The 23095-nt window shown below is 67.3% G+C and carries 23 protein-coding genes; 4 read left to right on the top strand and 19 right to left on the bottom strand.

Translation table 11 applies throughout. From position 1 onward, the window contains the following. Positions 1-5 precede the first annotated feature (5 nt). Together tdh and WC585_RS10365 are read left to right on the top strand one after the other, a co-directional pair. Positions 6-1043, top strand: coding sequence for an L-threonine 3-dehydrogenase (gene tdh / locus WC585_RS10370; RefSeq protein ID WP_373258020.1), 1038 nt, complete (start codon positions 6-8; stop codon positions 1041-1043). Between the two features lie 23 nt (positions 1044-1066). Further along, on the top strand, positions 1067-1513 hold the full coding sequence (locus WC585_RS10365) for an opioid growth factor receptor-related protein (RefSeq protein ID WP_373257901.1): 447 nt from the start codon (positions 1067-1069) through the stop codon (positions 1511-1513). Here WC585_RS10365 and WC585_RS10360 read toward each other — a convergent pair. Next, positions 1510-2517, bottom strand: coding sequence for a DNA topoisomerase IB (locus WC585_RS10360; protein ID WP_373257899.1), 1008 nt, complete (start codon positions 2515-2517; stop codon positions 1510-1512). The two genes, WC585_RS10365 and WC585_RS10360, sit on opposite strands and share 4 nt — an antisense overlap. 90 nt (positions 2518-2607) lie before the next feature. Here WC585_RS10360 and rlmJ point away from each other — a divergent pair, with 90 nt between their 5' ends. After that, positions 2608-3429 carry a 23S rRNA (adenine(2030)-N(6))-methyltransferase RlmJ gene (gene rlmJ / locus WC585_RS10355; RefSeq protein WP_373257898.1) on the top strand — a complete coding sequence of 274 codons (822 nt, stop codon included), beginning with the start codon at positions 2608-2610 and terminating at the stop codon, positions 3427-3429. A 7-nt stretch (positions 3430-3436) separates the two neighbouring features. On the opposite strand, the gene WC585_RS10350 is transcribed toward rlmJ, so the two are convergent. Beyond that, positions 3437-3739: an antibiotic biosynthesis monooxygenase family protein gene (locus WC585_RS10350; RefSeq protein WP_373257896.1), complete on the bottom strand. Its 303-nt coding sequence runs from the start codon at positions 3737-3739 to the stop codon at positions 3437-3439. Between the two features lie 73 nt (positions 3740-3812). On the opposite strand from WC585_RS10350, the gene WC585_RS10345 reads away from it, so the two are divergent. Then, on the top strand, positions 3813-4541 hold the full coding sequence (locus WC585_RS10345; protein WP_373257894.1) for a type 1 glutamine amidotransferase: 729 nt from the start codon (positions 3813-3815) through the stop codon (positions 4539-4541). Here WC585_RS10345 and WC585_RS10340 read toward each other — a convergent pair. The 17 genes from WC585_RS10340 to WC585_RS10260 all read right to left on the bottom strand — a co-directional run bounded on the left by WC585_RS10340 (position 4538) and on the right by WC585_RS10260 (position 23086). Further along, positions 4538-5476 (bottom strand): homoserine kinase, encoded by a 939-nt coding sequence (locus tag WC585_RS10340; protein WP_373257892.1) that lies wholly within the window; start codon positions 5474-5476, stop codon positions 4538-4540. The genes WC585_RS10345 and WC585_RS10340 overlap by 4 nt on opposite strands. Before the next feature lie 3 nt (positions 5477-5479). After that, positions 5480-7237: a homoserine dehydrogenase gene (locus WC585_RS10335; protein ID WP_373257890.1), complete on the bottom strand. Its 1758-nt coding sequence runs from the start codon at positions 7235-7237 to the stop codon at positions 5480-5482. A gap of 293 nt (positions 7238-7530) precedes the next feature. Beyond that, positions 7531-8631, bottom strand: a complete 1101-nt coding sequence (leuB, locus tag WC585_RS10330; RefSeq protein WP_373257888.1) for a 3-isopropylmalate dehydrogenase — start codon at positions 8629-8631, stop codon at positions 7531-7533. Next, entirely contained in the window at positions 8631-9215 is a 585-nt protein-coding gene (leuD, locus tag WC585_RS10325; RefSeq protein WP_373257886.1) for a 3-isopropylmalate dehydratase small subunit, read from the bottom strand. The genes leuB and leuD overlap by 1 nt, the downstream gene beginning before the upstream one ends. Beyond that, positions 9208-10671, bottom strand: a complete 1464-nt coding sequence (leuC, locus tag WC585_RS10320; RefSeq protein WP_373257884.1) for a 3-isopropylmalate dehydratase large subunit — start codon at positions 10669-10671, stop codon at positions 9208-9210. Before leuC ends, leuD begins: the two co-directional genes overlap by 8 nt. After that, positions 10658-11890, bottom strand: a complete 1233-nt coding sequence (locus tag WC585_RS10315) for a 2-isopropylmalate synthase (RefSeq protein ID WP_373257882.1) — start codon at positions 11888-11890, stop codon at positions 10658-10660. The genes leuC and WC585_RS10315 overlap by 14 nt, the downstream gene beginning before the upstream one ends. Further along, positions 11887-12156: an ACT domain-containing protein gene (locus WC585_RS10310; protein ID WP_373257880.1), complete on the bottom strand. Its 270-nt coding sequence runs from the start codon at positions 12154-12156 to the stop codon at positions 11887-11889. Before WC585_RS10310 ends, WC585_RS10315 begins: the two co-directional genes overlap by 4 nt. A gap of 1 nt (position 12157) precedes the next feature. Further along, on the bottom strand, positions 12158-13864 hold the full coding sequence (gene ilvG / locus WC585_RS10305) for an acetolactate synthase 2 catalytic subunit (protein ID WP_373257878.1): 1707 nt from the start codon (positions 13862-13864) through the stop codon (positions 12158-12160). 4 nt (positions 13865-13868) lie between these two features. Continuing rightward, complete coding sequence (gene ilvC, locus WC585_RS10300) at positions 13869-14882, bottom strand: ketol-acid reductoisomerase (protein ID WP_373257876.1); 1014 nt, start codon at positions 14880-14882, stop codon at positions 13869-13871. Position 14883: 1 nt separating this feature from the next. After that, positions 14884-16632: a dihydroxy-acid dehydratase gene (locus tag WC585_RS10295; RefSeq protein WP_373257874.1), complete on the bottom strand. Its 1749-nt coding sequence runs from the start codon at positions 16630-16632 to the stop codon at positions 14884-14886. Between the two features lie 99 nt (positions 16633-16731). After that, positions 16732-16884 carry a hypothetical protein gene (locus tag WC585_RS10290; RefSeq protein WP_373257873.1) on the bottom strand — a complete coding sequence of 51 codons (153 nt, stop codon included), beginning with the start codon at positions 16882-16884 and terminating at the stop codon, positions 16732-16734. A gap of 127 nt (positions 16885-17011) precedes the next feature. Beyond that, a complete protein-coding gene (locus WC585_RS10285) occupies positions 17012-17899 on the bottom strand; it encodes an RDD family protein (RefSeq protein ID WP_373257871.1) in 888 nt (295 codons plus the stop codon). Beyond that, complete coding sequence (locus WC585_RS10280) at positions 17896-18906, bottom strand: stage II sporulation protein M (protein ID WP_373257870.1); 1011 nt, start codon at positions 18904-18906, stop codon at positions 17896-17898. Before WC585_RS10280 ends, WC585_RS10285 begins: the two co-directional genes overlap by 4 nt. Continuing rightward, positions 18903-20213 (bottom strand): DUF58 domain-containing protein, encoded by a 1311-nt coding sequence (locus tag WC585_RS10275; RefSeq protein ID WP_373257869.1) that lies wholly within the window; start codon positions 20211-20213, stop codon positions 18903-18905. The genes WC585_RS10280 and WC585_RS10275 overlap by 4 nt, the downstream gene beginning before the upstream one ends. Continuing rightward, on the bottom strand, positions 20210-21166 hold the full coding sequence (locus WC585_RS10270) for an AAA family ATPase (RefSeq protein WP_373257867.1): 957 nt from the start codon (positions 21164-21166) through the stop codon (positions 20210-20212). Before WC585_RS10270 ends, WC585_RS10275 begins: the two co-directional genes overlap by 4 nt. Then, positions 21153-22418 (bottom strand): DUF4350 domain-containing protein, encoded by a 1266-nt coding sequence (locus WC585_RS10265; RefSeq protein ID WP_373257866.1) that lies wholly within the window; start codon positions 22416-22418, stop codon positions 21153-21155. Before WC585_RS10265 ends, WC585_RS10270 begins: the two co-directional genes overlap by 14 nt. Continuing rightward, entirely contained in the window at positions 22415-23086 is a 672-nt protein-coding gene (locus WC585_RS10260; protein WP_373257865.1) for a DUF4129 domain-containing protein, read from the bottom strand. Before WC585_RS10260 ends, WC585_RS10265 begins: the two co-directional genes overlap by 4 nt. Positions 23087-23095: the final 9 nt, after the last annotated feature.

The raw sequence follows: 23095 nt of genomic DNA, 5'->3' as shown, positions 1-23095 counted from the left end.
ATACCATGCAGGCCCTGGCCAAGACCCGTCCCGAAGTCGGGCTGGAACTGATCACGGCTCCGATCCCTGTCGCGGGCGATGAGGACGTGCTGATCAAGGTCCACAAGACCGCCGTCTGCGGCACCGACATCCACATCTGGAACTGGGACGAGTGGTCCCAGAAGAATGTGCCGGTCCCGATGATCACCGGCCACGAGTTCGCCGGCGAGATCGTCGCCATCGGCAAGGACGTGGATCGCAGGCTCAAGATCGGCCAACGCGTCTCGGCAGAAGGTCACGTCATCGACCTGAATTCCGAGGCGGCCCGCGCCGGTCACTTCCACCTGGATCCCGACACCCGCGGCATCGGCGTCAATCGTCAGGGCTGTTTCGCCGAGTTCGTGGTTGCCCCGGCCTTCAACGTCATCGAACTGCCCGACGATGTGCCTTACGAGATCGGCTCGATCCTGGATCCGTTCGGCAATGCCGTGCACACGGCGCAGCAGTTCGACCTGCTGGGCGAGGATGTACTGGTCACCGGGGCCGGGCCCATCGGCATGATGGCCGCCGCCGTCGCCCGTCACGCAGGCGCGCGGACCGTCGTCCTGACCGACATCAACGACTTCCGTCTGGAGCTGGCCCAGAAGGTCGCGCCGGGCGTGCGGACGGTGAACACCACCCGGGAAGACCTGCACGACGTCATGCACGAGCTGGGCCTGAAGGTCGGCTTTGACGTGGCGCTGGAAATGTCCGGTTCGCCCATTGCCTTCAAACAGTGCGTCGACACCCTGATCATGGGCGGTGGCCTGGCCCTGCTGGGTATTCCGTCCAAGCCGATGGAGACGGACTGGGGCGCGATCATCCTGAAGGCCCTGACCATCAAGGGCGTCTATGGGCGCGAGATGTTCACGACTTGGCGCAAGATGCTGGGCCTGTTGAAGGCCGGCCTGGACCTGACGCCGCTGATCACCCACCAGATGCCCTATCAGGACTTCCAGAAGGGCTTCGAGGTCATGAAGGCCGGTCAGTCGGGCAAGGTCGTTCTGGACTGGTCCAGGGCCTGACGCTCCTCCGTCCGGCAAAAGGCATGGCCGCCATCGTCGATTTTCTGAAGGGGGCGGGCACCGACGGGGCCGGCCGCACGGTCTTCGACGTGGTGGCCATGGATGACCGGGCAATCGAACGCACCCACGACTTCATCCAGTGGCTGTTTCCGCTGGCCGAGCTGTCCGGGGCCAACCGCCGCGCGCCGGTCCTGAGCTCGGCGGACGTCGAGGAGGTGCAGGCCTGCGGCATGTGCCAGGTTGCCCTGGCCGCCGCGACGGACCGGATGAGCGCCTTCTACAGCCACAACACCCACTGGCTGGTGCCGCACGACCACAACCATCTGCGGATCACGCGGATCATCAAGTCGCTGCGCCTGCTTAGGGGCGACGATGAGGCTGATGAGTTCCGCGCCATGATCCTGGGTCTTGATGAGGCCGCGGATCGGCCCGCCAGCGTGGACAGCCGCCGCTACTGGACCACGGCCTAGGCCTTCAGCAGCTTCATCAGCGCGGGCTCGAACCCCTTGGTCTCCGCGCCGGGCAAGACGTCCAGCAGCTTGCCCGCTTCGAACAGTTCGAACACCTGTGGATGCACATAGGAGCTGCGGCACACGGTCGGGGTATTGCCCAGAAGGCCCGCGACAGCCTTCACGCAGACCGTGATCTTGCGCTTGGCATCAGTGGGTGAGGTCGGGGCTTCCGTATCGCGCAGCGCCCGGGCCGCCGACACCGTCCCGGCCCAGGTGCGGAAATCCTTGGCCGAAAAGTCCTCGCCCATGGCCTCGCGGATATAGGCGTTCACATCGTCGGAAGTGATGGGACACAGGTCGCCGTCGGCGTCGCGGTACTTGAACAGCTGCTGGCCCGGCAGGTCGCGCAGGGAGCGGACCACGGTGGCCAGCCGCCGATCCTGCACCCGCACGGCATGCTCGACCCCGCTCTTGCCCTTGAAGGCGAAGGTCAGCCGCGTGCCGTCGACCTCCAGATGGCGCTTGTTCAGCGTGGTCAGACCATAGGACCTGTTCTGCTTGGCATATTGCGCATTGCCGACGCGGATCAGGGTGATCTCCAGCAGGCGCACCGCCGTGGCCAGCACCTTGTCGCGCGACGTGCCTTTCTTGTTCAAATCGGCCTCGATCCGTTCGCGCAGCCGGGGCAGGGCGCGGGCGAAGGCGGGCAGGCGCTCGAACTTGGTCTGGGAGGCGTGGCTGCTCCAGTCGTTGTGATAGCGATACTGTTTGCGACCCTTGGCGTCGCGACCCGTCGCCTGAATGTGGCCGGTCCCCTGGGGGCAGATCCAGACGTCGGTCCAAGCCGGCGGGATGGCCAGCATGCGGATGCGGTCAAGCACGGCCTTGTCCTTGATGACCTTTCCGGTCTTGTCCCGATAGGAAAATCCCTTGCCCGAGCGGGCGCGGGTCAGGCCGGCATGATCATCGCTGCACCAGGTCAGGCCGGTGGGTATCTGGGCGTGATCGGCGGTCGAGGTCATGTCGGGCGTATCCGGGTGCGGACAGGCCGAACGGCGAAGACCCGGCGCGGTTCCTCTTGACCCCGGCGTCCAGCGGGGGGATGCGGGGCCATGAACTATCGCCACAGCTTTCACGCCGGGAATTTCGCGGATCTGGTCAAGCATGCCCTGGTGCTGTGGCTACTGGAGCGGCGTCAGGCCTCGGGGCCGGTCACGGTGCTCGACACCCATGCCGGTGCCGGTCTGTATGACCTGACCGGAGACGCTGCGCGCTCGCGTGAGGCCGAAGCCGGGATTGCCCGGCTGATGGCCACCGATGGCCGTCCAGCGCTGATCGAGGCCCTGGCGGCCGAAGTCGCCGCGATGAACCCGGACGGTGGTGTCACCTTCTATCCAGGCTCGCCGCTTCTGATGGCGCAGCACCTCGGGCCCCAGGACCGATATGTCGGCTTCGAGTTGAACCCGCCCGTTCTGGACCTTCTGACCCAGGCCCTCGCACCGTTCGCTGCCGCCGATGCCCGTGGCGGTGACGGCTTCGATCAGGCGGTGGTCGAGGCGAAGCGTACCCCCGGCCCTTTGGTCCTGATCGACCCGCCGTTCGAAAAGCCCGACGACTATCACCGCGCCGCCGATACGGGGGCCGCCATCGTGAAGGCCGATGCGCGGGCGACGGTGGCGATCTGGACCCCGCTGAAGGACATGGAGACTTTCGACGGCTTCCTGCGTCGGCTGGATCAGGGCGGCGCGCGGCGCGTGCTGGTGGCCGAGGCGCGGTTGCGGCCCCTGACCAACCCCATGAAGATGAACGGCTGTGCCATGGTCGTGCTGAACCCGCCCAGCGGAGCCGAGGCGGCGGCGCGCGAAATCTGTGGGTGGGTCGTCGATACCTTGGGCGAGGCGGGCGCGAAGTCCGAAGTCTGGATGGCCGACTGACGGCGGATCAGTCGATCACTTCGCCGGGCTCATACAGGTGCGGCTCGAAGGTCGCGATGGCCATGATCGGGTCCATGCGGATGGCGATGGAGGGATGGCGCGACATGGCCTTCCAGTCCTCGCGCGATCGCCACAGTGAATGCACCGCCGCGACCTTGCCGTCGATCCCGCGATGCAGCGTGGCCGAGATATAGCCCTCCAGATCGCGCTGCGCCCGAACCAGCGAGGTCAGATGCTCCATCAAGACATCCAGCTTGTCCGGCTGGCAGCGATAGACATTGATCAGAACGACAGGTTCAAGCTCGGCCATGACGGCGGCATAACCTATCGGGCTTGGCGCGTCTTGCGTGATCGCCCATATCGGTAGGCCAGCCGGAGCCGTCATGACCCGTATCGCCATTCTTGAGACCGGCCACCCGCCCGAGGCGCTGAAGAACGACTTCGACGACTATCCGGCGCGGTTTCGGGCCTTGCTGGGCGAGGGCGTGGCCACCACCCGGTTCGATGTCCAGGCGGGCGTGCTGCCGGACGATCCATCTGCCTTTACCGGTGTGATCGTCACGGGCTCGGCGGCGGGGGTCTATGACGATCTGCCCTGGATCCCGCCGCTGGTCGACTGGTTGCGGGCTGCCAGAGGCCGGACCCGGCTGGTCGGCATCTGCTTCGGCCACCAGATCATGGCCCACGCCTTTGGCGGGCGGGTCGAGAAGTCGGACAAGGGCTGGGGCATCGGCTTGCACCGCTACCAGGTGACCGTCACCGAGGACTGGATGCATCCGCGTGCGCCCAGTATCGCCATCCCTGTCTCGCATCAGGATCAGGTCGTGGCCCCACCTCCGGATGCCCGAGTGATCGCCACTTCCGACTTCACCCCCTATGCGGGCCTGGCCTGGGATGACGCCATCAGCTTCCAGTGCCACCCGGAGTTTCAGCCGGACTATGCCGCCGCCCTGATCGAGACCCGGCGCGGGCACCGCATTCCTGAAGCCTTGGCCGTCGAAGCCCTGGACACCCTGCGCCAGCTCAATGATCGCGCCGTCCTGACCGCCTGGATCCGGGCCTTCCTGCTGCTGACCCCGCCTTCCGTCGAGGGCGAGGGCTCCGGGATCTAGGCCGCGAGCGGCACCCGCGTCCACCAATCCAGTCGGCGTACGAAGGGGGCCGGGTCCTTGGGGGTCACGAGAGCCGACGGGTCGTGGTACAGTTGATCGTGCAGACGGGTCAGGGTGAAGCGCGTCGCGGCGACGGCTCCCAGCGCAGGCAGCGCGCGCAGCTCAGCAGGACTGAGCGGGCGCAGGCTTTCATATCCCGCTTGAAACGCCTCCAATGCAGCGGGGATGGCAACCCCTTCCGCATCGAACCCCCAAGCCGACAGGGCGATGGCCAGGTCATAGGACAGGGCGTCGTTGCAGGCGTAATAGAAGTCGATCACTCCGCTGATGGCGTCGCCTTCGAACAGGACATTGTCGGGGAAATAGTCGGCATGGATCGGCCCTTGCGGCAGGTCGCGGCCGGGATCGGCCTCGACCCAGGGGCTGCAGCGATCGAGGATGGCGCGGTCGGTTCCGCTGGTGCGACGGGCGCAGGCCTCGAACAGATCGCGGCGGGCTGAGGGTCCCACGGGGTTTGGCCTGACGCCTTTGAAGTCCAGTGCGGACAGGTGAAGCCGCGCCAGCATCGCGCCGGCGGCTGTATGGTTGGCCAGCGACGGCTGACGCTTCCACGCCCCGCCCAGCCATTGCAGGATGGCGGCAAGCCGATCGTTCAAGTGTTCCACCGTCAGTCCCGCACCGTCGCGCAGCGGCTGCGCCGTCGGCAGGCCGCGCGTGGCCAGATGGTCGGTCAGGTCCAGGCAAAAGGGGAGGGACGCCACCTCCGTTCGTGCCTCGAACAGGGTCAGGACAAACCGCCCCTGGTCGGTATCGACCCGGTAGTTGGTGTTCTGAATGCCCTCGGCGATCGGTGTCAGGGCGTGAAGCTGGCCTGCGCCGAAGCGTCTAATGAAGGGGTCGGCGTCGGCCTCCTCGACGGGTGTGAAGACGGCCATGGGTCAGCCGTGTCCGCGCGCGCGCAGGGCGGCGCGGTGCGCGGCCAGTTCCGACAGATCCGCCAGCAGGCTTTCCGCCGTGGCCCAGCGGCCGGCACCGCGTCCCTTGCACCGCACGACCGATCCGTTCTGACCGATGACCTTCATGGCGTTGCCCTCTCCTTTCAGCGTGGCGAACAGCGGGTCCATCGGACCGCAGGCCAGCCGCACTTCGGCGATCAGCTTGCCCTCTTCCAGACGACAACGACAGAGCTGACGTGCGCCCGCCGCATCAGGTCGGCCGGCACTCAGGATATCGCGAGGGATATCGGCCTGATCCGGCATTCGCCCGAACGCCTCGAACGCCAGCAGACGTACCTTGGCGGCGGCATCCAGGCCTTCCAGGTCGGACGAGGGGTCTTCCTCGGCGAAGCCCGCCGCACGGGCTTCGCTCAGGGCGGTCTCGAACGACGCCCCGTCGCCGATCCGCTCCAACATGAAGTTGACGGTGCCGTTCAGCACGGCCTCGAAGGCGACAACCGGCTCCTGCGCCCGTGCGGCCCTCAGCGTCTCGACCATGGGCACCCCGCCACCGATGGAGGCCGACCACAGCAGCCTGGCACCGTTGGCCTCGGCCAGGGCCAGCAGTCCGGAAGGGTCGCTGCTGACCGCCTGTTTGTTGGCGGTGGCGACATCGACGCCGTGCTCCAGCGCGGTACGGATCAAGGCATAGCCCGCCTCGGCCTCCGACAACGCCTCCAGCACGATATGCGGCTGTCTGGCCAGCAGGGCGGCGGCGTCGGACACCAGAAGCGCCTTAAGCGTCTCGGGCGCGGCCCCCGGCACGTCGCGCGGCTTGGACGGATCGCGGACCAGAACGCCGACGACGTCGACTCGGCTGTCGCCCAGCAGCCGGGCAAGGGCTCCGCCGCCGACGACGCCGCACCCGGCCACGGCCACGCGCAGTCTTTCATGCGGCACGGGGCGGCGTGGTGGCTGGCCGTCGGCACCGATCACCGTGCGGTGGCCGTCGGCATGGTTGCGGACCTCGATCTTGAGCTGCCTCGCCTGGGCCATGTCCAGCGCATCGGGCTGAACCAGGCCGCCGCCCAGCGCCTTGGCCTCGGCCCAGCTGGCCTGGTCGTAGCGTTTCGCGTCGGGGTCGAGGTTCGGGTCGCGGTCGTACAAACCATCGACGTCCTTAAGTAGCTGAACGCTGTCCAGACCCAGTTCCGCCGCCAGGAACAGAGCCGTCAGATCGGACCCGCCTCTGCCCAGCAAAACGACCTTGCCGTCGGGCGACAGGGCCCCGAACCCTGGCACCACCACCACCTCATGCCGTTGCAGCGCCTGATCCAGAGCCGCGCGTTTCAGCGCCACGGGGGTCGCATGCTCGCATGGGCCCTCCGCCAGGATGCCGACCTCGCGTACCGTCAGCGTCACGGCATCCAGCCCGATCCGGTCGCAGGCCAGGGACACCAGTGCCGCCGACCGCTCCTCGCCCTGGGCCACATAGGCGGGCAGAAGGTGGTTGTCGTGGGCAAGCCCCAGCGCCCGCGCCTCGGCCAGCAGACGGTCGGTTTCACCCTCGAAGGCGGACACGACCGCCAGGACCCGGCGGCCCTGGCGCACTTGGGCATAGATGTCGGACGCTACCGACGGCGCGTCGGTGGGGTTACGCAGAACCGAACTGCCGAACTTCATGACGACGACGGGGGCGACCGCAGCGGGCGCTGCGGCGCTGTGCGGTCTGGGTTTTTCCAGGATGGCGAGGTGGGGCATGGCGGGGTCTTTCGGATGGGGCGATGAAGAGGGGAGGGGGACATGAAAAACCCCGCCCGGGGGTCCGGGCGGGGTTGGGTTTGTGCGTTCCTGTCATATCGGTGCGCGCTAACCTGTCCCCGCCGTGGGCGTGGTGGTCATGGTCATACCGGTCGAAATGCCGCGCACGTCTGCGCCGCCGCGAGGTGCGGTCATCGGCGAGACGGAAAGGGCGACAGTCTGGATCACAGCGATCACTCGTTAGGTTCAAAGGCAGGCTGACGGACAAACGGGCCATCCGTCAAGCCTCAAGCTCACGCCCAGTGCATCTGGACGCGGTGGGCGGCGGCCCAGTGGATGGCGCGGATGCCGTCGATCACCGCCTCGCCCGCCGCCCGCGTGCCCAGTGTGCCGCCCAGGTCGGCGGTGACGGCCCCGGCCGAAACCACGGCAGCGACAGCGGCCTCGATCGAGCTGGCCTCGTCCTCCAGACCCAGGCTGTGGCGCAGCAGCAGGGCGGCCGACAGGATGGTACCGACGGGATTGGCCTTGTCCTGACCGGCGATATCGGGTGCCGAGCCGTGGATCGGCTCGAACAGACCCGGTCCGCCCGACCCCAGCGACGCCGACGGCAACAGGCCGATGGAGCCGCCCAGGACCGAGATTTCGTCCGACAGGATGTCGCCGAACATGTTCTCGGTCAGGATGACGTCGTACTCACGCGGCTTGCGGATCAGATGCATGGCCATGGAATCGACCAGGGCATGTTCCAGCTCGACACGCGGGAACTCCTCGGCATGGATGCGGGTCACGACCTCGCGCCACAGACGGCTGGTTTCCATGACATTGGCCTTGTCGACCGAGGTAACCTTGCCGCGACGCTGCTGGGCGGTCTGGAAGGCGGCACGGGCGACACGCTCGATCTCGGGTACCGTATATTCGCACAGGTCCGTGGCGCGGTCGGCGGTCCGGGTCTTTTCCCCGAAATAGATACCGCCGGTCAGTTCGCGGAACACGATCAGGTCCACGCCCTCGACGATCTCCTTTTTCAGCGGAGAGCGATGGGCCAGCACCGGCGAGACCTGCAACGGCCGCAGGTTGGCGAACAGACCCAGGGCCTTGCGCAGACCCAGCAGGCCCTCTTCCGGCCGACGCTGGCCACCGTCCCATTGCGGCCCGCCGACCGCCCCCAGCAGGACGGCGTCGGACGCCTTGCAGGCCTCGACGGTTTCTGGCGGCAGGGGATCACCCGTGGCGTCGATGGCCGCGCCGCCGATCAGATGCTCGTGAAAGCGGAAGGTGTGACCATAGAAATCGCCGATGACCCGCAGCACATCGGTGGCGGCGGCAGTGACTTCCGGGCCCACGCCGTCACCTGGCAGGACAACGATGTCGAAGGATTTGGTGTGGGGCATCAGACGGTTTCCGTTCGGTGTTCAAAGGCTTCGATGGCGGGCAGTTGGGATTGCAGCCAGCCCAGGGTGTCGACCCCGTCCAGCAGGCAGCGTCGCGCGAACCGTTCCACCTCGAAGGTGACAGGCTGTGCATTGCCGCGCCGGATCGTGGAAGATTCCAGGTCGACCGTGATGGGCTGTTCCGTATGGGCGGCCAGATCGTCCCAGGTCGCCTGATCGACGACGATGGGCAGCAGGCCGTTCTTCAGGGCATTGGAGGTGAAGATGTCGGCGATCCCGGTCGAGACCACAGCCCGGAAACCATAGTCCAGCAGGGCCCAGGGCGCATGCTCGCGCGACGAGCCACAGGCGAAGTTCCGGCCCGCCAGAAGGATGCGATGCTCGGTCGGATCGATGCGGTTCAGCACGGCCTCGGGCTTCGGCGTGCCGTCGCCCTCGTAGCGCCAGTCATAGAAGGCCTGGGCCCCCAGACCCTTGCGGGTGGTGGTGCTGAGAAACCGTCCGGGAATAATCTGGTCGGTGTCGATGTTCGACTGCGACAGGACTACGGCTTTCGACGTCAGGGTTTTCAGAGGCTCAGGCATTCTCGACCCCTATCGTCTCGCGCGCGGCGCTCGCCTGCTTGAGGGAGGCACCCTCCTTCATGAACACCCTTGGATCGGTCAGCACGCCCATGATGGCCGTCGCTGCCGCCGTCGCCGGACTGGCCAGGATGGTGCGGGCCCCCGGCCCCTGGCGGCCCTCGAAGTTGCGGTTGGAGGTGGACACCGCCAACTGGCCTGGCGCGACCCTGTCGCCGTTCATGGCCAGGCACATGGAGCAGCCCGGAATGCGCCATTCGGCCCCGGCGTCGATGAAGACCCGGTCCAGCCCTTCGGCCTCCGCATCGCGCCGCACGGCCTCCGACCCCGGCACGACCAGAACCCGCACACCCGGCTTGACCTTGCGCCCGCGCAGCACCTCGGCGGCGGCCCTCAGGTCGGGCAGACGGCCGTTGGTGCAACTGCCGATGAAGACTACATCGACCGGATAGGCGGTCGTCGCCTCTCCGGCGGTAAAGCCCATATAGGCCAGGGCCTTCTCGCCCGAGGCGTCGTGCGGCACGGGGACGGCCTCGCCGATGGGCGATCCTGCATCGGGCGTCGTGCCCCAGGTCGCCATGGGCCGGATCGCGCTTCCGTCGATCCTGACCTCTGCATCGAACACCGCATCGGCATCCGACTTCAGCGTCAGCCAGTCCGCCGCGGCCCGCCCGAAGGCTTCGCCCTGGGGCACATGTTTGCGCCCCTGCAGCCAGGCGACGGTGGTTGCGTCGGGTGCGATCATTCCGGCCCGCGCTCCGGCCTCGATCGACATATTGCAGACGGTCATCCGCCCTTCCATGTCCAGCGAGCGGATAGCCTCGCCGGCATATTCGATGACGAAGCCGGTGCCGCCGCCAAAACCCAGACGCGCGATGATGGCCAGGGCCACGTCCTTGCCCGACACACCCGGCTGCAACCGCCCGTCGACCGTCACCCGCATGGCCTTGGCCTTGCGCTGCAACAGGCATTGCGTCGCCAGCACATGGCCGACCTCGGACGTCCCGATGCCGAACGCCAGGGTGCCGAAGGCTCCGTGGGTCGCCGTATGGCTGTCGCCACAGACGACCGTCATGCCCGGTTGGGTCAGACCCAGTTCCGGCCCCATGACATGGACGACGCCGCGATCGGCGCTGTCCCATCCGGCAAGCGATACGCCATGCCGCGCACAGTTGGCCTCCAGCGTCTGGACCTGGGCCTTGGACGCTGGCGTATCGTACGGCCGCTCGCCATCCGCGCCTGCCGGCAGGGTCGGGGTGGAATGATCCAGCGTTGCAAAGGTCCGGTCGGGGCGGCGCACCCTCAGGCCCCGGCTCTCGATCTCGGCAAAGGCCTGGGGGCTGGTGACTTCGTGAACCAGATGGAGGTCGACATACAGGACCGCCGGAGTGTCCTCGGTCTCGGCGGCCACGACGTGCCGGTCCCAGACCTTGTCGAACAGGGTGCTAGGCCGCGACATGGGTACGCTCCCCAGTGGCGAACGGGCGGGTCGCCTCGATGATGGCCAGCAGTTCGCGATCGTCGATCTCGCCGATCTGGTCCGCGCGATGCTTGAAGCCCGCAAAGGCGTCCAGCAGGTGCTGCCCCTCGACCGAATGGCCCAAAGCCGCCGCCCGTTTGGCCACCGCATGGCGACCCGAATGCTTGCCCAGTACAAAGGAGGTGCCGTCAAACCCGACGTCCTGGGGCCGCATGATCTCATAGGTGCGGGCGTCGGCCATCATGCCGTGCTGATGAATGCCGGCTTCGTGGGCGAAGGCGTTCATGCCGACGATGGCCTTGTTGCGTGGCGTCGGCGTGTGGGTGATCTCGCTCAGCATCCGGCTGGCGCGCACCAGCTGTGTGCTGTCGGCGGCGGTGTGCAGGCCATAGCGGTCCGCGCGGGTGCGGATGGCCATGATGATCTCCTCGACCGAGGCATTGCCGGCCCGCTCGCCGATGCCGTTGATCGCCCCCTCGACCTGCCGCGCGCCCGCCTCCACGGCCGACAGGGTGTTGGCGACGGCCAGGCCCAGGTCGTCATGGCAGTGGGCCGAGAAGACGACATGCGGGAACCTCACCCGGACCCTGGCGATCAGGGTGCGGAACAGGTCGCCGATCTCGGTCGGCGTCGCATAGCCGACGGTGTCGGGGATGTTCAGGGTCGTGGCCCCGGCGGCCGCGGCGACTTCGCAGATTTCGGCCAGGAACTCCGGCTCGGTGCGGATCGCGTCCTCGGGGCTGAACTCCACATCGTCGAAGCGGGTGCGGGCATAGCGGACGGCCCGATCGGCGGTCTCCAGCACCTGGTCCGTCGTCATCTTCAGCTTGGCGGCGCGATGGATCGGGCTGGATCCCAGGAAGATATGGACCCGGCGCTCTTGCGTCGCGCGCAGCCCTCGCCAGGCGGCATCGATGTCGGCCTCACTGGCGCGCGCCAGGGAGCAGAAGACCGGCCCTTCGTCACCGCGCCCGACCTCGCCGACCACGCGGCGCACGCCTTCTTCGTCGCCGGGCGAGGCGGCGGCGAAGCCGGCCTCGATGACATCGACGCGCAGATCGGCCAGCACACGGGCCATTCGCACTTTGTCGTCGGGCGACATGGAAAAGCCGGGGGCCTGTTCCCCGTCTCTCAGAGTGGTGTCGAAAACGATGACCCGGTTCGGATCGGCGGCGACGGCTTTCGCGATCCGGCTCATACAACCCTCTCCGGTACAAAGGCTGCTGAATGAGAGGGAACGGGCATGCGGGTGACGCCGAACAGTTTGTCGATCTGGCGGCCCAGGGTCTGGGTGCAGCGGGCGGCGTCGCGGCCACGCACGGCCATCTCGACCCGGCGCCCCGACCCGTCCTCGCTCAGCGACAGGCCGTCGATGTGAAAGCCGCGACGCTCCACCAGGCCGATCAGGCGCTGGAGCGAGCCGTCGGCACGGTCGATATGCAGGTGCAGGGTATCAGCGGTCATGTCAGGCGCCTTCCATCATTTCGGCGTTGTTCTTTCCGGGTGGGACCAGCGGCCACACATTCTCCCGGGGGTCGATGATCACATGCGCGAGGCAGGGGCCGTCGGCGGCCAGCAGGCGGGCGATCCCGGCCTGGACCTCCTCGCGCCGGCTAATTCGGAAGGCCTCGACGCCGAAGGCCTCGGCGACCTTCACGAAGTCCGGATTGTCCGACAGGTCGACCTCGGAATAGTTCTGCTCGAAGAACAGCTCCTGCCACTGGCGGACCAGACCCAGCGAGCTGTTGTCCAGCAGCAGCACCTTCACCGGGATGCCGTAGCGGCGCAGGGTGGCCAGTTCCTGGATGTTCATCATGAAGCCACCGTCGCCGGCGACCACGACCACGGTCGCATTCGGATCGGCCAGCTTGGCTCCGATGCCTGCGGGCAGGCCGAAGCCCATGGCCCCCAGGCCGCCAGACGTCAGATGCGCCTCGGGCTTGGCAAAGCGACAATGCTGGGCGGCCCACATCTGATGCTGGCCCACGTCGCAGGCGGCGACGAAGTCGTCACCGGCGGCCTCGGAAATGGCCTTCAGCAGGGCAGGGGCATAGACGCCGTCGCCCGGAGCATCATAGCGGAAGGCGGTCCGGGCGGCGCGTGCCGTGCACCGCATCATCCACGGGTCAATCTTCAACGGTGTCGGAGTGAGATGGTCCGTCAGGGCGGCGATGCCGGCGGGCAGTTCACCCGCGACGGCGACCTCGGTCCGGCGCAGCTTGCCGATCTCCGAGGGATCGATGTCGAAGTGGACGACGCGAGCATGGGGCGCGAACTCGGCCAGCTTGCCGGTCGCGCGGTCGTCGAACCGTGCGCCGAAGACGATCAGCAGATCAGCCTCCTGCACCGCCTCATTGGCTCCGCGCGTGCCGTGCATGCCCAGCATACCCAGGGCTCCGGGCGCATCGGTCGGGATGGTGCCCAGGGCGTTCAGTGTCGAGACGGACGGAATGCCCGTCGCGTCGGCAAAGGCGCGCAGTTCGTCAACGGCCCGACCGATCTTGACCCCGCCGCCGACGTAGATCAGCGGTCGCTCGGCCTGGCGGATCGCCTCGGCGGCACGGGCGATGGCGTCGTGATCCGTCGCGGCGACCGTATTGGGATAGGGGAAGCCGAAGTCCTGGGTCGTCGTCCCGACCTGAACGTCCTTGGGCAGGTCGACCAGCACGGGGCCCGGGCGGCCCGAGGCGGCGATGTGGAAGGCTTCCTCAATGGCGGCGGGCACGTCGGCCGGGTCGCGGACCAGGATGGAGTGTTTCACGATCGGCAGGGTGACGCCCAGGATGTCGATCTCCTGAAACGCATCCGTGCCCATGACGCCCTGGGGCACATTGCCGGTAATGCAGACGACCGGGATGGAATCCATCATCGCATTGGCGATGCCGGTGATCAGATTGGTCGCCCCGGGGCCGGAGGTCGCCAGACAGACCCCGACCCGTCCGCTGCGCCGCGCATAGGCATCGGCGGCAAAGGCAGCGGCCTGTTCGTGCCGCACCAGGATGTGGCGCAGGGAAGACCCGGTCAGGGCGTCATAGACCGGCATGATCGCTCCGCCTGGATAGCCGAACACGACCTCCACCCCCAGCCGCTCCAGGGTGGAGATCAGCAGGCGGGCACCGCTGCGCGGGGCGGCGGCGTCGGGGGCGATGGTCATGGCGGCAGCAGCGGTCATGGTCTCAGGCGGCCTCGGATTTGGGCGTATGCAGCCAGGCCATCCGCTCGCGCAGCTTGGCCCCGGTGATCTCGATGGCTTGTTCGCCATCGGCCTTGACCCAGGCGTCGTAGCGGGGCTTGCCGGCGTCGTTTTCGGCGATCCATTCGCGGGCGAACTGGCCCGACTGGATCTCGTCCAGCACCGTTTTCATGCGGGCGCGGGTCTCGTCTGTGATGACGCGCGGACCTGACTTGACCGAGCCCCATTTGGCCGTTTCGGAGATGAACTCGTTCATCTTTGTGATGCCGCCCTCGTAGAACAGGTCCACGATCAGCTTCAGCTCGTGCATGCATTCGAAATAGGCGATCTCGGGCTGGTAACCGGCCTCGACCAGGGTGTTGAACCCGCTCATGACCAGCTCTTTCGCGCCACCGCACAGCACCGCCTGTTCGCCGAACAGATCGGTCTCGGTCTCTTCGCGGAAGGTGGTTTCCAGCAGGCCGCCGGTGGCCCCACCGTTCCCTTTTGCGTAGCCCATGGCGCGATCACGGGCCTTGCCGGTCGCGTCCTTCTCGATGGCGAACAGGCTGGGGACGCCGCGTCCGCGCTGATACTCGCGGCGGACCAGATCGCCCGGTCCCTTTGGCGCGACCAGGATGACGTCCATGTCCTCGCGCGGCGTGATCCGGCCATAGATGATCGAAAAGCCGTGGGCGAACAGGATGGCCGCGCCCTGTTTGGCGTTCGGCTCGATGACCTCGCGATAGACCTCGGCCTGGGCCATGTCGGGCGTCAGGATAGCGATGATGTCCGCGCCCCTGACCGCCTCGGCGGGTTCGGCGGTGGCGATGCCGTCGGCGGTGGCGTTCTTCCAGCCCTTGCCGCCATGACGGACGCCCGCGACTACGTCGTGGCCGCTGTCCTTCAGGTTCTGGGCATGGGCACGGCCCTGCGAGCCATAGCCGATGATGGCGATGCGCTGGCCCGCGATGGCTCCGGGGCGAATGTCGTCGTCTGTGTAGATGGTGATGGCCATGTCAGGCGTCCTCGTGAGCTTTGAAGTCGGCCCTGACCTGTCCATCTCTGGACTGAATGGGGGGCGGGGTGGGAATGGTGACGGCCCCCTGAGCGGCGGAGGCCACGCTGGCGCGGTATTTGGCGAAGACACCGCGGGCCGGGCGGAGCGGCGGGGGGGCGAAGTCCGCCCGGCGCGCCACCAGATCGGCGTCGACGTCGATCCGGCGATTGGTGACGTCGATGGCGATACGGTCGCCGTCGCGGATCAGGGCGATGGGGCCACCGACCGCCGCTTCGGGCGACACATGGCCTGCGACGAAGCCATAGCTGGCACCGGAAAAGCGTCCGTCGGTGATCAGGGCGACGTCGTGGATGCCCCGACCCTTCAGCGCCGCCGTGACCTGCAGCATCTCGCGCATGCCGGGTCCGCCGCGCGGGCCTTCGTAACGGATGACGATGACGTCGCCTTCGCCGATCGCGCCGTCCTGGACCGCGTGGAAGGCGTCTTCTTCCGAGTCGAAGACGCAGGCCGGACCTTCGAACCGATCGACCTTGTGGCCGGTCAGCTTGATGACAGCACCTTCGGGGGCGATGTCGCCATAGATGACGGCATAGCTGCCCCGCGCCATGACCGGGGCGTCGAAGGTCGTGACGACCTGCTGGCCGGGCGCTTCCTCGGCCTCGGCGGCTTCGGCGAACAGGCTGCGCCCGCTGACAGTGGGGGTGTTCACGATCTTGCCGGCAGTGGCCATGCGCTGCGTGACCAGGCGCGTGCCGCCCGCCGCAAACAGGTGCGAGGCCAGGAAGCGCCCGCCCGGCTTCAGGTCGCAGATGACCGGGGCCTCGACGCAGGCCTGATGGCAATCCTCGATGCCGAAATCGATCCCCGCCTCGGCGGCGATGGCCGTCAGGTGCATGACCGCATTGGTCGATCCGCCCGAGGCCGAGACCGCGACGGCGGCGTTCTTCAGGCTGGCGCGGGTGATGTATTTGCGGGCCGTGTCCCCGGCAAAGACGCGCTCGACGATCAGGCGACCGCAACGCATCCCTTCGGCACCTTTGGCCGGATCGACGGCGGGCACGTCATTGGCCCCCATGGGCGACAGACCCATGACCGACAGGGCCATGGCCATGGTGTTGGCGGTGAACTGACCGCCACAGGCCCCCGCGCCGGGACAGGCGGCGGTCTCGACCGTCTTCAGTTGATCGTCGTCGATCGTGCCTGCGCCATGGGCTCCGATCGCTTCGAAGACTTGCTGAATCGAGATATCACCGCCGCCCATCCGGCCCGGCAGGATGGTGCCGCCGTAATAGACCAGGCCAGAGATATCCATCCGCGCCAGGGCCATGGCTGCTGCCGGAATGGTCTTGTCGCAGCCGACGATGCAGATGACCCCGTCCAGCTGATGGCCCTCGACGGCCAGTTCGATGCTGTCGGCGACGACCTCTCTGGAGATCAGCGAGGCCTTCATCCCCTCGGTGCCCATGGAGATGCCGTCGGTCACCACGATGGTGTTGAAGTCGACCGGGTAACCACCCGCCGCGATGATCCCCGCGCGCACGTCCTTCGCCAGCCGGTCCAGGTGCATGTTGCAGGGCGTGACCGACGACCAGGTGTTGACGATGGCGATCATCGGCTTGTCGAAATCGGCATCCTGCATCCCAGCCGCACGCAGATAGCTGCGGGCGGCAGCGCGGCTGGGGCCAGCCGTAACCGCGCGACTTCTCGCGTTCGGGGGTCGGCTGTCTGAGGTAAAATCTTGCGTCATGGGCGGGGTCGGTTCCGGAGGTGTCCGGACCGCGCGCAACAAAAAACCCGCTTCCTTTCGGGAGCGGGTGGCTGCGGGCGATCCTGAGTTTGGTTTAAGTCAGGTTGCGTGCATCCACACCGCTCCGAGGAGCAGGACGAGCGATACAATGAAAATAAGGGTGTTCAGGGCCATCTGAGCCTCATGCGCATGCGACAGCGCGACCGCCTTGGCGGCGCTCCTGCGGTCAGCGATGCGAATGGTGTGAGGCACGTGTGAAATCCTGTTCTGCCGCATAGTAATCACGGCTCGCTGCGCCGCACAATCCACAAAAGCAATAATCGTGCAGAAAGTCCGCTGACGACGCCTCGCCGGGCAAATTCTGACCAAGCCGACTGTTTCAGACAGAGCGGTCGAATTTGTCCTTCCGACGGCGACCCATCAGCAGCCCCTGCTCCATCCGGCCGCGCACCGCGTGGTAGTAGGCCCGCAGGAATTCGATGTCGGTGGCGTCGCGTCGGTCATAGACGATCTTGCGCGCGATCCGGTCGGCAACGGCCCGAACGGTGGTGCGGTCGCCGGTGCGCAGCACCTCTTCCAGAACGTGCAACTCCTTGACGCCATAGGCATCCAGCTGGGCCGGCGTGAAGCTGTGGTCCGCCTGATGCCGGGCCCCCGCATCGGCCATGTCGCGCATCAGCTTCTGGCGGGGTGCGCGCAGCACCCAGGTTCCAGCCACCATGTCTCCGGCCCGCAGCTTGTCGGCGTTGAAGAAGGGCAGCAGCACGAAGATCAGGCACCAGATCGTGGCCAGCAGATAGATCCACCCGCCCATGTCGCTCTGCAGCGCCATGATCGGACCGGCGATCATCAGGCTGAGCGGCAGAAAGAGCTCGAGTTCCCGCAGGGCATTACGGGTGAAGATCGCCTCGAATGTCAGCCGACCGCCGTTTCGCGCTGCCACTCGCAGACCCATGACACGCTTGCCCGGCGTCGCCGCCCGGGCCGACATCTCGAAGCCCAGGAAATAGGCATTGCGCAGCAGGAACATGCCCAGCAGCCAGACGATGCCGATGATCTCGGCCGAGCCGCCGCGCGTTCTGGAAAACACGATGGCCAGGGCGATGGTGACGGCGACGACGGTGCCGACGATGATCAGCAGGTCAAGCGCCAGCGCCCCGAACCGCTGGCCCACCGTGGCCAGTTCCAGGTTCAGCGGCACCCCCTCGGGCGTGACCAGGACGCGCATCCGCTTGCGTTCGGCCGGGGTCGGCGCGGCCATCGTCATCGGCCGATCCTCGCCAGGACCCGGTCGGGGCGGGGCGCGTAGAAGTACAGACCCCACAGGATCGCGCTGCCGCCCGCGATGGCGTAGCGCACGGTGTCGCTGGTGATCAGCTGGCGCCCGAACCCTTCCAGCACGCCGGCCAGCATCAACATGATGACCACCCCCATCATCACGGCACCTGCCGCCTTGCCGGCACCGGACATGGCCTCCAGACGGCTCTGGCGACCGGGGAAGGCGACAGCCCACCCGATCCGTAGGCCTGCGGCCCCCGCCAGGACGATGGCGAACAGTTCGGTCACCCCGTGGATCAGCAGCCAGCCCCCAAACTCATAGCCCAGCCCCTTGGACACGAAGACATGAACCATGGCGCCCAGCATGGCTCCATTGCTGAGCAGCACCACGATGGTCGGCACCCCGAAGGCAAAGCCGAGCGCAAAGGCCAGCAGGGCGACCTCGGCATTGTGGGTGAACAGATAGGTGGCGAAGAACGACAGACCGTCTGCATCCGCGCCATCATAAAGCGTGGCTCGTAATGCGGCCTGCGTCGCCGTTGGATCGCGTCCCTGGGCCAGGCCCGGATCGACGAAGGTGAAGAACCAGTCGCTGTCGGCGCCGACCAGCACATAGGCGACCACCGCTCCCAGCGCCGTCACGAACAGGGCGACCAGCGTCTCGCGCCAGATCGACTGAACCCCCCGGGGCCAGTCGCGCGAGAAGAAGGCGTTGAGCTGCTCCAGCGGCGTGGATCGGGCCCCGTAGACGAAGAAATACGCCCGCGCCGACAGATTCTCGAGGTAGCCGATCAACCCTTGGTCCAGCGAGGTCTCGCGCGCCACCGACAGGGCCGACAGGGTGGAGCGGTACAGCACCGGCATGGCCAGGATTTCGGCATTGCTCAGGGCACCGGCCGAGCGTTTCTCGGCCTTGGTGACGAGCGCTTCGAGCTGGCGCCAGTCGCGCTCGCGTTCGGTGCGGAACCGCTGGCTCTTGAGTTGAAGCTCGCTCACAGCAGGTCCCGCCGTTTGAGGTCCAGATAGGCGTTCAGGATGGCGGGGCCGACATGCTGGGCCTCGGCCTCGACGATATGGGCCCCCAGACGACGCAGCCGGGCCAGGACCAGATCGCGCTCGCGCAACAGGCTGGCGGCGACCACGGCACGAGACACGTCCTCCGGCGTTTCCGGGACGGTCGAGACCAGGGTCTCCAGCTCCTCGTCACGCATCACGACGAACAGGACCAGATGCCGTTTGATCAGGCGCGACACCGTCTCGATCATCAGTTCGGCCGCGGTGATGTCGGCGAATTCGGTGAAGACCACGACCATCGACCGACGCTTCAGACTGGCCGACAGGGTGGTCAGACCCAGGGCATAGTTGGTCTCCGTGGTCCCATAGTCGATGGTCGCGGCCTGGCGTACCAGCAGGGGGAAGGAGGCGACGCTGGCGACCGCGCCGGTGGTCAGCTTCGGTCGCTCGGCGAAGGCGAACAGCCCCGCCCGGTCGCCTTCGCGCAGGCAGGCATAGGCCAAGATCAGGGCTCCATGGATGGCCCGGTCGATGCGCGGGGCCCCGCCGACCGGCTCGCTCATCACCCGACCGCAGTCCAGGGCCATGATGATCTGGTGGTTGCGCTCGACCCGGAACTCCTTGGCCAGCAGGTGGTGGTGCCGGGCTGACTGTTTCCAGTCGATGGTGCGCCGGTCCATGCCAGAGTGGAAGTCGCGCAGGGCGTGGAACTCGGCCCCTTCGCCGATGTCGATCTGGGCCTTGGCCCCATGCAGGGCGTCGCGCAAGACAAAGCGCACGGCCTCGTCCTCGATTCGGCGGACATCGGCCCCGATGGGAATGGCCTCGGTCAGCGGTCGCCGGGTCTGACGCCAGATCAGGCCCAGCGGTCCCTGCCAGCGCAGGGTCGCCTGGGTGAAGACGGCCAGCCCTCGACGCACGGGCGTCATGTCGAACAGGACGGCATCGCGCCGGGCCGGGTCGGTCCGTCCGATGGCGCTGTCCAGGCCCGTGCGCGCCTCCGCATCGAGAGCGATCTCGAGACGTCGCCGCGTGCCGCCGCGGCTGAAATCGGCTTGCAGCAGGGCGGTCGCGGGGGCCGCGACGGCCAGATAGCCGGGCGGATCGAAGGTGATGCCGACACTGCGCGGGGCCGCCGCGCACAGCGCGTCGATCAACATCAGCACCCCCAGACCCATCAGCCAGGCGGGTGCCGCCAGCCACAGGCCCGGCTGCACCAGGCCAAGCAGCAGCGCGATGGGCGCTCCCGCCAGGGCCGCCAGGATGCTGAGCCGGGTCGGATAGATCATCGCGGAGCGGGAACCTGATCGATCAGGCTGGCGATCACCTGATCGACGCGGCGACCCTCGATCTCGGCGGCGGCCGACAGGACCACCTTGTGCCTCAGCGCGGGCAGGGCCAGGCCCTTGACGTCGTCGGGGATGACATAGTCGCGCCCATCCAGAACCGCCCGCGCCCGCGCGGCCACGGCCAACGTGGACCCCGCCCGCGGCGAGGCCCCCGTCTGCAGATCGGCATTCTCGCGCGTTGACCGGATCAGGTCGACGACATAGGCCGCGATCTCGTCGCTGAGCCGCACCCGCGACACGGTCTTGACGGCCGCTGCGACCGTTGCCTGATCGGCGATCGGGGTGACGCCCAGGCCTTCGGGATCGGGCATGCCGGCCTGGGAGCCGTGCGCCTTGACCACCATCAGCTCGTCCTCGCGCGACAGATAATCCAGTGTCTGTTTGAACAGGAAGCGGTCCAGCTGCGCCTCGGGCAGGGGATAGACGCCCTGCTGTTCGATCGGGTTCTGGGTGGCGATGACGGTGAAGCGATCGCTCAGCGCATGGGTCTCGCCGTCGATGGTGACCGATCGTTCCTGCATGGCTTCCAGAAGCGCCGCCTGGGTCTTGGGCGGGGTCCGGTTGATCTCGTCGGCCAGCAGCAGGTCGCAAAAGACCGGCCCGCGCGTCAGGCTGAAGGTCGAGGTCTGGAAGTTGAACAGATTGGACCCCAGGATGTCGCCCGGCATCAGGTCCGGCGTGAACTGGATGCGCCCGAACGCCAGAGACAGCGTCCGTGCGAAGCTCTGGGCCAGCAGGGTCTTGGCCGTGCCCGGCGGCCCTTCCAGCAGGATATGCCCGCCACTGAAAAGGGCGGTCAGCATCAGGTCAACGGTGTCGGTCTGGCCGATCACGGCCTTGGCGACCTCGTTGCGGATTCGGGCGGCGATCGCCCCGACTTCAACCACGTCCACGGGTCATCTCCGATTTCCAGTTCAACAGTTTGCGCACGACGACCATCAGGTCACCGGCGTTGCGAGCCTGATCCGCCTCGGTGGACAGGGTCTCGAAATCCGTCTGCACGCCCTGGCGCGTGGCCAGTCGATCCAGCAACTGGGTCAGGCCGTCGCGCGACAGATTGGGCGGTGCGGCCACGGCCTTGGCCGCCTGCTGACGCATCAGGTCGGCATAGGGCCGGGCCATGCTGCGTTCGCGCCGGGCCAGCCGGACCAGGGCGGCGGTATTGTCGGCAAGGGCCTTCTTGCCAAGGGCCACGGCGCGGTCGCCCTTGCGATGGTGCGCGAACCGGTTCGCCGCCTGCCAGAACACCAGTCCCGCCGCGAACAGCAGGCAAAGGGTGAAACCCAGCAATGGCGGCTCCAGCAACAGTCGCAGGATGCTGCGCGGTCGCCCGAAGCCATGCAGGGTCAGGTCGAAGACTACCGCCTGTCCCGGCTCCGCAACGGCATTTATGATGCCGAGCGCCGTCTGCGCCTTGGCCTCGCCATTCATGCCCAGGGTGTTGAGCAGATCAGGGTCGGACACGACCATGACGCCCGTGTCTTCGTGCATCAGGACGACCGCGCCGCCTTGTGCATCGGTCACGAGCGGGTACCAGCCGGGACCGCTCAAGGTACGCAGGCCTTCGATCGCGACCGGCCGACCCAGCGGCTCCTCATCCGGCCCGTAGAGTTGAACCTGGCCTGTCAACGGTCTCGAGCCCATGACCAGATCGGGCCGCAGATCGTCCGGCAGAGCCGACAGGGATTCCGTCGCATCCAGCAGGCCGGCCTTCTCGACCCATCCTTTTTTGAAGGGCTTTCCGATCGTCTGCCATTTCGGCAAAACCAGCAGTGTGGCTTGAGACGACCATCGCAGCTCGTCCAGCGCCTCGGTCTCCTGCCCGACGGACGGCGTGAGGACCAGCAAGTTCTCGTCGCTGATGGCCCCCAGTGCACCGCGGCTGAGCACGACCGGTCGATCGGTTTCACGCATCAGTCTGACGATACCGGCATAGCCCACGGCCGATTTCGAGAGAGCATGCTCGCCGCCGTCGTTGCCGCTGCTCAGCTCAGGCGAAAAGGCGTCCAGTGCCGCCATGGCCGACAGGGCAAAGACCGCCGCCAGGATCAGGGCGATGATGACGATCGGCCGGAACGGGCTGTGGCTCGCGCCCGCGTCGTTGACGGCGGTGGCCTGACCGGGGCTGGCGACGGTGTCGGTCATCGGGCCCAGGTCCCCTGGAAGGCAAAGGCCTCATAGGCAGCGCGGCAGTCGTCCCAAGTGGCGCGATCGACGCTGCCGCCGCCGAAAAGACTGGTTTCCACGGCCCGAGCGATCCGCAAGAAGGTCGGGCGGGCCGCATCGGGCAGCCGCTCCAGCCGGGCGATGTCCCGCGACGTCAGGGCCGGGCGCACCGCATTGGGCAGACGCCCCTCGATGTCATTGATACTGCGCAAAAGCAGCAGGTGCACGGCCTCGGCAAACTGTCCCTGCGCGGCGAGGGCGTCGGCGTCGGACAGCAGGGCCAGTGCCGCCGCCGCCTCCGGACGCCAGGCTTCGGGCGCAGGCTTGGCGGTCTTGCCGCGCTTCTCCGGTGCCCGGATGCGCATCAGTTCGCGGATGATGAACCAGGCTATCCCGGCCACGACAAGGCCGATCAGTATCCAGAAGAGGACCTGGAACAGCGGACCAAGGGCATTCAGAAACTCGAACAGTCCGCGCAGCCAGTTCGGCGGCGGATCGGGCGGCGGCGGAACCTCGCGCGGCTCCATGCTGAACTGCAGCGACCGGTCCTTGGCGATGGCCTCATGCGCGGCGTCAAAGCCCTCGCCGGTGGCGGCGGGGGCCGGGTCAGCTCTGACAGCTGGCTGTATGCCCGCGAAACGCCCCATGCCGCCTCA

Origin of the sequence: Brevundimonas sp. (genome assembly GCF_041648055.1) — a bacterium.
GTDB lineage: Bacteria > Pseudomonadota > Alphaproteobacteria > Caulobacterales > Caulobacteraceae > Brevundimonas.
Note: the sequence above shows the minus strand (reverse complement) of the source record. Positions and strands in the feature narration are given on the sequence as shown.

Bases quoted from the DNA above. Each gene is read 5' to 3' on its own strand.
- tdh (WP_373258020.1), top strand. From the start codon at position 6: ATGCAGGCCCTGGCCAAGACCCGTCCCGAAGTCGGGCTGGAACTGATC.
- WC585_RS10365 (WP_373257901.1), top strand. From the start codon at position 1,067: ATGGCCGCCATCGTCGATTTTCTGAAGGGGGCGGGCACCGACGGGGCC.
- WC585_RS10360 (WP_373257899.1), bottom strand. From the start codon at position 2,517: ATGACCTCGACCGCCGATCACGCCCAGATACCCACCGGCCTGACCTGG.
- rlmJ (WP_373257898.1), top strand. From the start codon at position 2,608: ATGAACTATCGCCACAGCTTTCACGCCGGGAATTTCGCGGATCTGGTC.
- WC585_RS10350 (WP_373257896.1), bottom strand. From the start codon at position 3,739: ATGGCCGAGCTTGAACCTGTCGTTCTGATCAATGTCTATCGCTGCCAG.
- WC585_RS10345 (WP_373257894.1), top strand. From the start codon at position 3,813: ATGACCCGTATCGCCATTCTTGAGACCGGCCACCCGCCCGAGGCGCTG.
- WC585_RS10340 (WP_373257892.1), bottom strand. From the start codon at position 5,476: ATGGCCGTCTTCACACCCGTCGAGGAGGCCGACGCCGACCCCTTCATT.
- WC585_RS10335 (WP_373257890.1), bottom strand. From the start codon at position 7,237: ATGCCCCACCTCGCCATCCTGGAAAAACCCAGACCGCACAGCGCCGCA.
- leuB (WP_373257888.1), bottom strand. From the start codon at position 8,631: ATGCCCCACACCAAATCCTTCGACATCGTTGTCCTGCCAGGTGACGGC.
- leuD (WP_373257886.1), bottom strand. From the start codon at position 9,215: ATGCCTGAGCCTCTGAAAACCCTGACGTCGAAAGCCGTAGTCCTGTCG.
- leuC (WP_373257884.1), bottom strand. From the start codon at position 10,671: ATGTCGCGGCCTAGCACCCTGTTCGACAAGGTCTGGGACCGGCACGTC.
- WC585_RS10315 (WP_373257882.1), bottom strand. From the start codon at position 11,890: ATGAGCCGGATCGCGAAAGCCGTCGCCGCCGATCCGAACCGGGTCATC.
- WC585_RS10310 (WP_373257880.1), bottom strand. From the start codon at position 12,156: ATGACCGCTGATACCCTGCACCTGCATATCGACCGTGCCGACGGCTCG.
- ilvG (WP_373257878.1), bottom strand. From the start codon at position 13,864: ATGACCGCTGCTGCCGCCATGACCATCGCCCCCGACGCCGCCGCCCCG.
- ilvC (WP_373257876.1), bottom strand. From the start codon at position 14,882: ATGGCCATCACCATCTACACAGACGACGACATTCGCCCCGGAGCCATC.
- WC585_RS10295 (WP_373257874.1), bottom strand. From the start codon at position 16,632: ATGACGCAAGATTTTACCTCAGACAGCCGACCCCCGAACGCGAGAAGT.
- WC585_RS10285 (WP_373257871.1), bottom strand. From the start codon at position 17,899: ATGACGATGGCCGCGCCGACCCCGGCCGAACGCAAGCGGATGCGCGTC.
- WC585_RS10275 (WP_373257869.1), bottom strand. From the start codon at position 20,213: ATGATCTATCCGACCCGGCTCAGCATCCTGGCGGCCCTGGCGGGAGCG.
- WC585_RS10265 (WP_373257866.1), bottom strand. From the start codon at position 22,418: ATGACCGACACCGTCGCCAGCCCCGGTCAGGCCACCGCCGTCAACGAC.
- WC585_RS10260 (WP_373257865.1), bottom strand. From the start codon at position 23,086: ATGGGGCGTTTCGCGGGCATACAGCCAGCTGTCAGAGCTGACCCGGCC.